This window comes from Lysinibacillus sp. FW301-JW8 (assembly GCF_058788755.1).
The window spans coordinates 1-10,621 of record NZ_JBYTBB010000109.1; the positions used below are offsets into that span (position 1 = coordinate 1).

Here is a 10,621-nt window from a genome sequence, read left to right on the forward strand (position 1 = left end):
TGGATGTGTCGAAAAAAATTTTTTTGACACGTAAAAGTGGCGTGAACCATTGATATATCAACATTTATAGAGGGAGGAATAATTTGATGAAAAAATTAGTATTTAGCGCAGCATTAGTATTAAGTCTTGGATTAGCAGGGTGCGGAGAAACGACTACAAAAGAAGAACCAGGTGAAAAGGAAAAACCAGTGACTGAGACATCAAAAGAGGATGTTACAAAACAAGAAACATCAGCACCGGCCACTAAAGAGGAGAATGGTAAACTAACTGAAGAAAAGTTTAAACAAGTTAAAGAAGGTATGACATATGAAGAAGTAGTTAAAATTGTTGGTGTCAAAGGTAAAGTTCTTTCTGAAACAGGTTCAGCTGGTGAACCTCTTCATACCGTAATGTATGAATTTGAGACAGATGGTGTCTTGTCATCTTCTACTATGATGTTCCAAGGTGGTAAACTAATCAATAAAGCACAAATCGGAGTGGAAACATCTGATATCGAAATTACTCTTGACCAATTTAATAAGCTTGAAAATGGCATGACAAAAGAAAAAGTATTTGAAATTCTTGGTGGTGAGGGTGCAGTCATTTCTGAATCTGGTGATGTAGTAATGTACAGCTATAATGGCACAGCTTTAGGTGCCAATGCATCGTTAATGTTCCAAGGCGGTAAATTAATGAATAAAACTCAAATAGGTTTAAAATAATAGTCACTCAAAATGTACTATCCCCTGTGGAATGCAACTGGCTTTACCCTTTTTTAGAGTAAATTAAATTATGTTCAAGGTATGTGGTTTCCTCATCTAATCTTCGGTAATCCTGTAACCATTTCATATGCTGCACCTACCTTGCTTGTTAATTTCTTATAATTGCATGTTACCTTTCTTGATTTTCAATCTTTTAATTTGGTTAGAATAATTTCTAAATGGAGGTGATAGTATGTCTAACTTCTTAGGAGAACTTACTTCAGATGATAAAGATGTTATCCAAGTTGCTACCAATGAGTTTTTAAATTTTGGTTACTAATTAATTGATAATAATAATACTGTTTCCTTTTATAAATTGATTCCAGACCTTGATGCTTTTATAATGTAGTATTGTTAATCTGTGATATAATGCTTTAGGACAAACCGTAAATGGTAACCAATTCTGAGCTGTAGTGTGTCATGCACTATAGCTTTTTTATTTTTATAATCTATTTCATAGACAATTCACTATACAAACACAGCTATCACGTCATATTAATAGTAATGTAAAGCTAATTTAGCCTTACACCTCCGAGTTTTTTTATTAAGGGTCACTCCTATCCCAGGTGACCCTTTTTTTATTGACTTATCTCACAAAAATATATTTTTTAACGCCTACAACTGAATGGTTTAACACCCTACTTCATCTCTACAGTTAACATATTATATATTGTAGAAAGGAGGTGTTTTTATGGGATACTATGGTGGAAATGTTGGTGGCATTAATAACTGTGGCAATAACGGCGGCGGTTATGGTAATGGTTCATCATTTGCCTTAATTGTTGTTCTATTTATACTTCTAATAATTGTCGGCGCTACTTTCATGAATACAGGGTATTAATATTTCCGATTTAAGGGTCACTTCCCAGCCTGGTGACCCCTTTATAGTTTATAAAATCAAGTGTCAAATGTGTACCTATTTATGCTGTATAATATAGTAATGTCATCAGTGAATTGCAACCTGCGACTTTTTTATTTCATAACCTAACATTTCAAATCACATTTTTGTTTATTTTCTATTTAGGAGATGACCCTTTTGTATTTAGTTGTAATAAATTCAATTCAAATTACATATATTTACTTCGGGATAGCATCCTCTTGTATTACCCTAAATTTATCGCACGCGCTATCCCTGTAATTTTCTTTCTGACATGATGTTCAACTAAAGATTAGACATATCGTCTTCTAACCACTCTTTCTAAACAGAAAATGTCCTTTTTTTAATTAATGGGTATAATTTAGATTTAATTTAGAAATGATAAAGTTGTCATGAGATTTTTTCACACACACTACTTGAAGCTGTAACGACCTCGCTGTTACGGCTTTTTTATTTTTTCAAAGCAATAAACTATATAATATCCAAGTTAACATTTAAATTGGTTACTACTATACCGAGTGATTCTAATTGTTTCTACAACAAAAATGATATTAAATAAATCTGGTTAAAAAAATTACGGATACTTAAGCACCTTCTGTACAAACTAATTTCAGGAGGTGATTTTCAATGGCAAACAACAATCAAAACTTTAACTCAAAAATTCCAAATGCAATGAATGTAGAATTTGGAAATGAGACTGATGTTAATCAAATTAAACAACAAATCCAACAGGCAGAAGCTAACAAAAAACAAGCTTCTGGTTCAACGAACTCGATGAACGAAGAATTCGGAAGCGAGACTGATGTTAATCAAATTAGACAGCAAATCCAACAGGCAGAAGCTAACAAAAAATTTGCTTCTGGTCGATTTGCAAACGAAAACAATACAAAATAAGTTTAAATATATCATCACAACCGGCAACCTTTGCCGGTTTTTTGTTTCCGCAATATACATTCCTTTTGCAATTTAATTTGAGCTGTGGCGTTGGCGATCGTCGCAGTTTTTTATTGCCTTTAAATGATAAATGCCCAAGTTCATTTGTTTATGAAACGTATTATAGGAATGTCATAAGAAAATAACAACTTCACAACTTTTTTTCCTCAAAGAAGATAATTCAAATCACAACATTTGGTCACTTCCGTTTTAGGAAATGACCCTTTTTATTTAAATGTTATGTTTTCAATTAAAATTACATATATTTACTTTGTGATAGCATCCTTTTGCATTACCTCAAACCCTTATCGTACGTGCTAACCCTCTAACTTCCCCAAATTGTTCAATAATATTGCATTTTGTGTTTTAATTTTTTAATTATATGCATACTAACCTTGCTTTAATGGCGAAAAACAAGAAAAGGAAGTATAAGTATGGTATTCTTGGTGCTAATCCAAAATGTGCACCTGATTTCATGGTTGAGGTACTTTCCCCTTCTACCACACGACATGACAAAATACGAAAAGTACTTTATGATGATTTCATTATCAACATTAAAGACATATTCCGAAATGTTATTGCTTACTAAATCATTAATATTTTGCGCAAAATATTAATAACGGAAAAGAGCAGGCTTATTGTCTAGCTCTTTTCTTATGAAAGGAATGCCAATATGACTGTAAAAGAAACTGAAACACACTGGACATTAGTATTGACATCAAAACGATGGAAGCTGTAAAAGAAAGAGAAATGTATGAGGCTGCAAAAGAAAAATATGAGACCATTCAAAACATACTTAAAATAAAAACAAAGACGTTTCACTTGAACATTTGCAGAAACATTTCAAAAGTAATCATATAACACTTGTTAAATACCAAGAATGGTTTGGTCCGTTTAAACATTTAGCGCCTAATAGGTTGGGGCCTGAAATATGAGAGAAAAGAATAAATGATTAAGAAAGCCCTGAAATCACATCCAAATGCATCAGGGTGTCAACTCAAAAAAATCACAGGCATAAACAGGAAAATGATAGACAAACTTATACGTGAGGAAAATTTAAAGCGTTGTTTCAATCCACGTAGGTAGTTTAAGGAACACGACAATGTACATCTATTACTTTCATATTTAGAAGGGGAATACCCCAATACTCCCCTCTTCTGAGTTATACCTTTTAGTTAGACACTAAATAGCTTAACAATTTTACAACATACCCTTTTGAATCATTCAAGGTATCCTGTGCGCCTATGCATGCAGGGCAACCAACACTACAAGGGCAACTAGCGACATGTTGCTGTGTCTTTGTTAATAAATCTTCCCATAAATCGTATACTTTTTCACTTAGACCAATACCACCAGGATACTTATCATAAACAAAAAATGTTGGTAGTTCATTATGCGTGGCCTTTATTTGAGGCACAACGTCAATATCACTACTATCACATTGAATAAAGATCGGAATAAAAGCATTGATGGCATAAGCCGCACCAATCATAGCTGCATCTAACTCCGCCTCTGACCAAATACTTGGCGTATTAAAAGATAGCCAAGACGCGCTAGTATGCATTTCGTCAGGTGGTAAATGAATTGGACCCGAACCGATATTATCATGTTTTTCATTGAGCTTTATTTTTTTAAATAGTGTGGCCTGAGCAACTAAGCCAACATCACCAAAGCTAATCGTGCCCCCCTTATAATCTCTATTACGATCTTCTTCTAGCACTTTCATTTCAACTGCTAGATTAGCGTCTGTGTAATAATCGACATCTACTTCACGGACAAAAGCTTTCTTTTCTTCCCAATCAAGCTTTTCTACTTGAAATTGAATGCCCTGATGTAAATAGATTGCCTCTTCATGCAATAATGTCATTGCGCTATGACGATCCATTTCACCGATGACCTTTGTTTGCGCGGGAATTGTCATATCAATGATTACAACATTTTCCTGAGAAGCTGAGCGCAGACTAATATCGTGAGCAGGGAAACGATCACTCATCCAATGCCACTTATCGCTTGTTTTAAAAACAACGCCTTCTTCTGCTAGATAATCTAATAGTTCTTGAATTTCATATTCTCCGTATGCATCATGTGTGGAAAAAGGTAGCTCAAAAGCTGCACATTTTAAGTGGTCCATTAAAATTAACATATTTTCGGGATAAATACGTGCTTCTTCAGGTGAACTACCAAGTAAAAAGAGTGGATGATTGACCACATACTGATCCAATGCAGATGATTGCGCTACATAAATAATTAATGCCTCGTCCTGCCGACGACCAGCACGGCCAGCTTGCTGCCAGGCACTTGCAATATTTCCTGGGTAACCTGTCATAATACATGCTTGAAGCTGTCCAATATCGACTCCTAATTCCAAAGCATTTGTACTAACAACTGTTTGAATAGTACCATCTCGAAGACCACGTTCAATCACTCTTCGCTCAGAAGGTAAATAGCCTCCGCGATAGCCTCTTACCGATTCATCAAGCAGTTTGTTTCGTGTCAGCTCCTTTAAATAAGTAACTATCATTTCTACTCTTACACGGCTTTTAGCAAAGATAATGGTTTGAATACCTGCTATGTATAATCTTTTAGCTAGGTCACTTACCTCTAAGACAGCACTACGACGCACGCCAAATGTTTTATGAACAATAGGCGGATTATAAAATAGAAACGTTTTTTTACCAACTGGCGCTCCCGAATCAGCAATTAATACATGGGTCTCATTTGTTAGAAGTTCTGCTAATTCCTTTGGATTTTTTATAGTTGCTGAAGTACAAATAAATACTGGCTTACTGCCATAAAATGCACAGATCCTCTTGAGTCTGCGTATAACATGGGCTACATGTGAACCAAATACACCTTTATATGTATGCAATTCATCTATAACGATATACTGTAAATTTTCAAAAAGAGATACCCATTTTGTATGATGTGGTAATATTCCTGAATGGAGCATATCGGGGTTTGTCATTACAATATGCCCTGCCTTGCGCACCTTTTGACGAATTCCAGGTGCGGTGTCTCCATCATATGTGTAGCTTAATATCTCTTCTCCACTTTGTTCAATTAACTCATTTAGATCATTCTTCTGATCCTGTGCTAAAGCCTTTGTCGGAAATAAATAAATAGCCCTAGCATTATTATTCTCTAATATTGTTTGAAGAACTGGAAGATGATAGCAATATGATTTCCCCGATGCTGTTGGAGTAACAGCAGTAAAGGACGTACCACTCTGCGCCAAATCGAAGGCTTCTCGTTGATGTGTATAAAGCTGCTCGATACCTCTTGCCTGTAGTGCCTTTACTAGAGAAGGATGTAAATTTCCAGGGAAAGGGGCATATTTTGCTTCACGCCCTTCAAGTGTCTGCCAGTGTAAAATGCGTTCTTTTAATTCTTCATCATATCTCCACTCGTTTAATAATTCATTGATGGTTCTCTTTTTGGATAACATCTTTTGTTCCCTCCTTCACGATTCGTTCAAAATTCTTCAATGTAAAGGAGGTAGAATGAGTAGCATCTAAAAAGCGTTTTTTACTTGTTTCTTTAAAAAAAGATTGCACAACAAATTGCTCCATGGATTCCACCACAGAAGCAATTTGTTGGCTATGCATATATTTTGGATTATTTTTTTGAATCCACAAATTCGCATCCAGTTGCCACCCTTTTAAAAGTTGATGAATCGCATCGGCATGTGGCTTAACCTCCTTATAAAAATCAGGTGTGCGGTCCTCTTCACGCATTTGCCAAAAGCGAGCAACACTTTTTTCACATTCATCTATTAATATGGAAGTTTGCTGTATTAATAACAATTTCGCACCTCATCTCATTCATTACAACAATTACATACATTGCTCGTTTGAACTTAAAAATTCTCCTTCAGCATGTATGGTAGTACTGATACATGACAAGCAAGTTGTATATGAAGCTCATTATAATAATAGCATGTCTCTCTCAACTCACACACGATGGTAAATATTGTATTTAAAATACTCATATTGAGGGAGTTACTTTGCATATGAGATAAGTGTACCAAAGTCTATCATTTTTCACTACTTATAGGCGAACAAGCATTCTTTACTTGCCAGTTCTTTTCTGCTAAGCTTACTTTCTGGCTAACAGCTTCAAGTTGCATAAAAAAATGCATGCTATGTGCATTGCTTTCCAAAGACACTCTTGTTATAAGTAATTGATTGACCAGATCCAACTGCGCAACTAATTGTTCTAACTTATTCAATACAACGCCTCCTTTGCTTTACTTATGTATTTCCTCGCATGTATAAAATTACCTTCATGCATGACAAAAAAAGCGTAAGTTAGCTGAAAGAAGAAGAATTTCGATATTTTTTTATTAAAACATCTTTATGGCTCTGTTGTCTGAATAATCTTCTAGCTAGATTGGAGCAAATAGAGAGGACAAATTTACTACAGAATTGGTTGAAAACTTTATCTGTTTTTTTGGCATTTTGAGTAGAAAGCACAGCTTTTTTTTGACAACTTTTCGACTCCAGAAGGCGGAAAGTGTACTATCTTGATTGATTCTTGTCGTAAGATTCTTGCTATAGATTGAACTAGCCAGAGGTGGAGAACTACTACTGAATCATGGTAAACTATTGTATATAATATTGCAGTATTATAGAGGGTGAGCTAAGTGACAATTCGTTATCCAAATGGGAAATTGTATACCCCACATCGAGCTTTTCAAAATGGGTCAAAAAAGGATGATAACAAAGAAATTTCTTTTAGTAATCGAGGGAAAACACTAGAGGATGAAATCAATGAAGCAAACGACTATTATATAAAAGGACGATTTGCTATCATTCATAAGAAACCTGTTCCTGTACAAATCGTCAAAGTAGAGTATCCATCACGAAGTGCTGCAGTAATTCGCGAAGCATACTTCCGAACTCCTTCAACAACAGATTATAATGGTGTTTGGAAAGGGCATTATATTGATTTTGATGCAAAGGAAACAGCTTCCAAAACAAGTTTTCCCTTAAAAAATATACACTTACATCAAATGACTCATATGCAGCAAGTGACGGAACAAAATGGTGTGGCTTTTATTATCGTTCGTTTTTCAGCTTTTGAACGATATTTTATTGTGCCATACGAAGTTTTACAAAAGGCCTGGCAAGCAATGGAGAATGGTGAGCGTAAATCGATACCTTTTTCAACGATTGAAAGAGAAGCTTTCGAAATTCCTACAAGCTATTATCCACGTATTAACTATTTACCGATTATCCAGCAGCTCATTGAAGCAAAAAGCCATGGCTCTGAAAGTGAGGAGATTGTAGAATGACTGAACGTCGTCAAACACGCGGTGAGCGTCAAAAAGCTCTCGTTCAAAAAAATAAAAAGAAAGTACCTAAATCATCTGGAAAATTATGGTTTAAGCGCATTTTCTTAACACTGTTGGCAATAGGGGTAGCATGTTTTATTGGAGGAGCTGGGATGTTCGCTTTTTATGCTAGTAGCGCACCTGAGCTAAAGGAAGAATTACTGAAGGATCCTGTTTCTTCTGAGTTCTTTGATAAAAATGGTGATCTATTTGCAACAATTGGTGCAGAAAACCGTAAATATATAAAATATGAAGATATACCTGAGGATATGATCAATGCCATCCTGGCTACGGAAGATGTACGCTTTTTCGAGCATCATGGTATGGATTTTTATCGTCTTGGCGGGGCAATTATTGCCAACTTCCGTGATGGTTTTGGATCACAGGGGGCTTCAACTTTAACACAGCAGGTTGTGAAAAACTCTTTTTTACAAAACGAGAAAAAATTAAAACGTAAAGCACAGGAGGCTTGGCTTGCCTTTCAATTAGAGCGTAAATATTCAAAAGAAGAAATCTTTGAAATGTACTTTAATAAAATGCTTATGTCAGGTCGTGTATACGGCTTTGGAACAGCCGCTCAATATTTCTATGGTAAGGATTTAAAAGATTTAACGTTAGATGAAGAAGCATTACTTGCAGGTTTAGTACAGCGTCCAAATGCTTACGACCCATTAAAAAATCCTGAGCTTGCAGAGAAGCGTCGTAATACTGTTTTAGGATTAATGTATCAACATGGTAAAATTACAAAAGCAGAAATGGAAGAAGCAAAAAAAGTAGACGTTCAAGCAGGCTTAGCCGATGATACAACACGTCAAAAATTTGCTGGCTCTAAATATGATGCATTCCTTGATATCGTCCTAAATGAATTAGAGAAAAACGGTGATGGTACTGCAATGGCAGAAGGCATTAAGGTGTACACAACACTTGATCCAAATGCTCAACAAATTGTTGAAAACATCATGAATGATGATAGTAATTTCCCAACAGAAAAAATTCAATCCGGTGTAGCTGTTGTAGATACTAAAACTGGTCAAATTCAAGCAGTCGGTGGTGGACGCAATTATGGCAATCGTGGTTGGAACTATGCAGACGATTTAACACAAAATCAACCAGGCTCTACTATGAAGCCATTATTGGATTATGGTCCAGCAATCGAATATTTAAAATGGTCAACAGGTCAAACACTTGTGGATGAACCTATGAAATACACAGGAACTCAGCAAACCATTACAAACTGGGATGGTAAATATATGGGGGCTATGACAGCTCGTAAGGCATTATATGCTTCCCGAAACGTTCCAGCTGTAAAAGCTTTAAAAGAGGTTGGTCCTGATAAGGCGCAGGAATTCATTGGTCGTTTAGGTATTGAGGCGAAAAACGTCTATGAATCTGATGCGATTGGTGGTGGGGATATTGCCATATCTCCTATCCAAATGGCAGCTTCCTATGCAGCATTCGGTAATAATGGTGTTTACACTGATCCTCATGCAATATCAAAAATTGTTTACCGTGATGGTAAAACAACAAAGGATTATACACCAAAGTCTGATGTTGCGATGAGTGATTACACAGCTTACATGGTAACAGATATGCTACGTGATGTAGTTGGCAATAAGCCTGATGCATCAGGTACTGCTGCCAATGTTTCTGGGTTAGATATTGCAGGTAAAACGGGTACAACTAACTATTCAAAAGCTGATTTTGATAAATACAACTTACCTAACACAAGTGTGCCAGATTCATGGTTTGCAGGTTATACAACTAACTATTCAATCGCCATATGGAGCGGTTATGAAAAACACTTCGACCCTATCACAACTTGGGATGAACGTCGTTTACCACAACATCTATTTAAGCAAATAATGAAAGAAATTTCGGCGAATGTTGAAACACCTCGTTTCAAAAAACCAAGCTCTGTTGTAGAGGTTACAATTGAGGCAGGCTCAAAACCGCTGAAATTAGCAAGTGATTTCACACCAAATAACAAACGTCAAACTGAGCTATTTATTCGTGGCACAGAGCCTACGGAAGTTTCGAATGAGTACGAGGCACCTGAACTTTCAACACCTTATAATGTTTCAGCAAATTTAGATTTAGGCGCTCAATCAATCAATATTTCTTGGGAACATGATGCAATTCTGAATCCAGAAACAAACGAGCCATTGCCAACTACCTTTGAGGTCTCAGCTACACGTGAAGGCGGGGAAACAATTTCTCTTGGGACAACAGAAAGCAAAGGCCTAACAGTTGCAAACAATTTAGAGGATGGCAATTACACGATTTCTGTCGTCGCTATTGTGGACGGTACACGAAGTGAGCCAGGTACAGCCTCCTTCCAAGTGACAAGTATGCCAGATGAAAACCTAGAGCCTGATACTCCGAATGAGCCTGATTTAGAACAGCCAACGACACCTGATCAAGGTAATGGCAATGGTAATAATGGCAATCACAATGGAAATGGTAATGGAAATAGTAATAACAGTGGCAATGGCAACCCTGATAGTAATAACGGCAGTAGTGGCAATAATGGTAGTAACAACACCAATGATGGCACTACTAACGGTGGTCAACCACCTACACCACCGACCGATCCTGTCGTTCCAAATGAAGAAAACGATAGTACAGAATAAAAAAAGCAGAGGAGCATCATTATTGATGGCTCCTCTTCATAGTGTTGAAAAATTAAATAGTCAAGGGACTTTTTGTGAATATTTAGTCAAAATGAAGGTGATTTCCGTT

At 36.2% G+C, this 10,621-nt stretch carries 8 protein-coding genes; 5 read left to right on the forward strand and 3 right to left on the reverse strand.

Features of this window, described 5'->3' with window-relative positions; all coding sequences use genetic code 11:
• The first annotated feature begins 86 nt into the window (after positions 1-86).
• From AC3WOM_RS25695 to AC3WOM_RS25705, 3 genes are all read left to right on the forward strand, one after another.
• On the forward strand, positions 87-701 hold the full coding sequence (locus AC3WOM_RS25695; protein ID WP_492448903.1) for a DUF3862 domain-containing protein: 615 nt from the start codon (positions 87-89) through the stop codon (positions 699-701).
• Positions 702-1,431: 730 nt separating this feature from the next.
• Positions 1,432-1,581, forward strand: a complete 150-nt coding sequence (locus AC3WOM_RS25700) for a YjcZ family sporulation protein (RefSeq protein ID WP_427549015.1) — start codon at positions 1,432-1,434, stop codon at positions 1,579-1,581.
• A gap of 663 nt (positions 1,582-2,244) precedes the next feature.
• The gene (locus AC3WOM_RS25705; protein ID WP_427549017.1) at positions 2,245-2,511 is read left to right on the forward strand and encodes a gamma-type small acid-soluble spore protein; all 267 of its coding nucleotides are present in this window, start codon (positions 2,245-2,247) and stop codon (positions 2,509-2,511) included.
• A 1,210-nt stretch (positions 2,512-3,721) separates the two neighbouring features.
• Here the strand turns inward: AC3WOM_RS25705 and AC3WOM_RS25710 are convergent.
• The 3 genes from AC3WOM_RS25710 to AC3WOM_RS25720 all read right to left on the reverse strand — a co-directional run bounded on the left by AC3WOM_RS25710 (position 3,722) and on the right by AC3WOM_RS25720 (position 6,778).
• Positions 3,722-5,995: a DEAD/DEAH box helicase gene (locus AC3WOM_RS25710; protein WP_492448904.1), complete on the reverse strand. Its 2,274-nt coding sequence runs from the start codon at positions 5,993-5,995 to the stop codon at positions 3,722-3,724.
• On the reverse strand, positions 5,967-6,353 hold the full coding sequence (locus tag AC3WOM_RS25715; protein WP_492448905.1) for a YppE family protein: 387 nt from the start codon (positions 6,351-6,353) through the stop codon (positions 5,967-5,969). The genes AC3WOM_RS25710 and AC3WOM_RS25715 overlap by 29 nt, the downstream gene beginning before the upstream one ends.
• 230 nt (positions 6,354-6,583) lie before the next feature.
• Complete coding sequence (locus AC3WOM_RS25720) at positions 6,584-6,778, reverse strand: endonuclease (RefSeq protein ID WP_427549022.1); 195 nt, start codon at positions 6,776-6,778, stop codon at positions 6,584-6,586.
• 414 nt (positions 6,779-7,192) lie between these two features.
• Between AC3WOM_RS25720 and recU the strand changes: the two genes are divergently transcribed.
• Positions 7,193-7,843, forward strand: a complete 651-nt coding sequence (gene recU / locus AC3WOM_RS25725) for a Holliday junction resolvase RecU (RefSeq protein WP_492448906.1) — start codon at positions 7,193-7,195, stop codon at positions 7,841-7,843.
• Complete coding sequence (locus AC3WOM_RS25730; RefSeq protein ID WP_492448907.1) at positions 7,840-10,512, forward strand: PBP1A family penicillin-binding protein; 2,673 nt, start codon at positions 7,840-7,842, stop codon at positions 10,510-10,512. Before recU ends, AC3WOM_RS25730 begins: the two co-directional genes overlap by 4 nt.
• Positions 10,513-10,621: the final 109 nt, after the last annotated feature.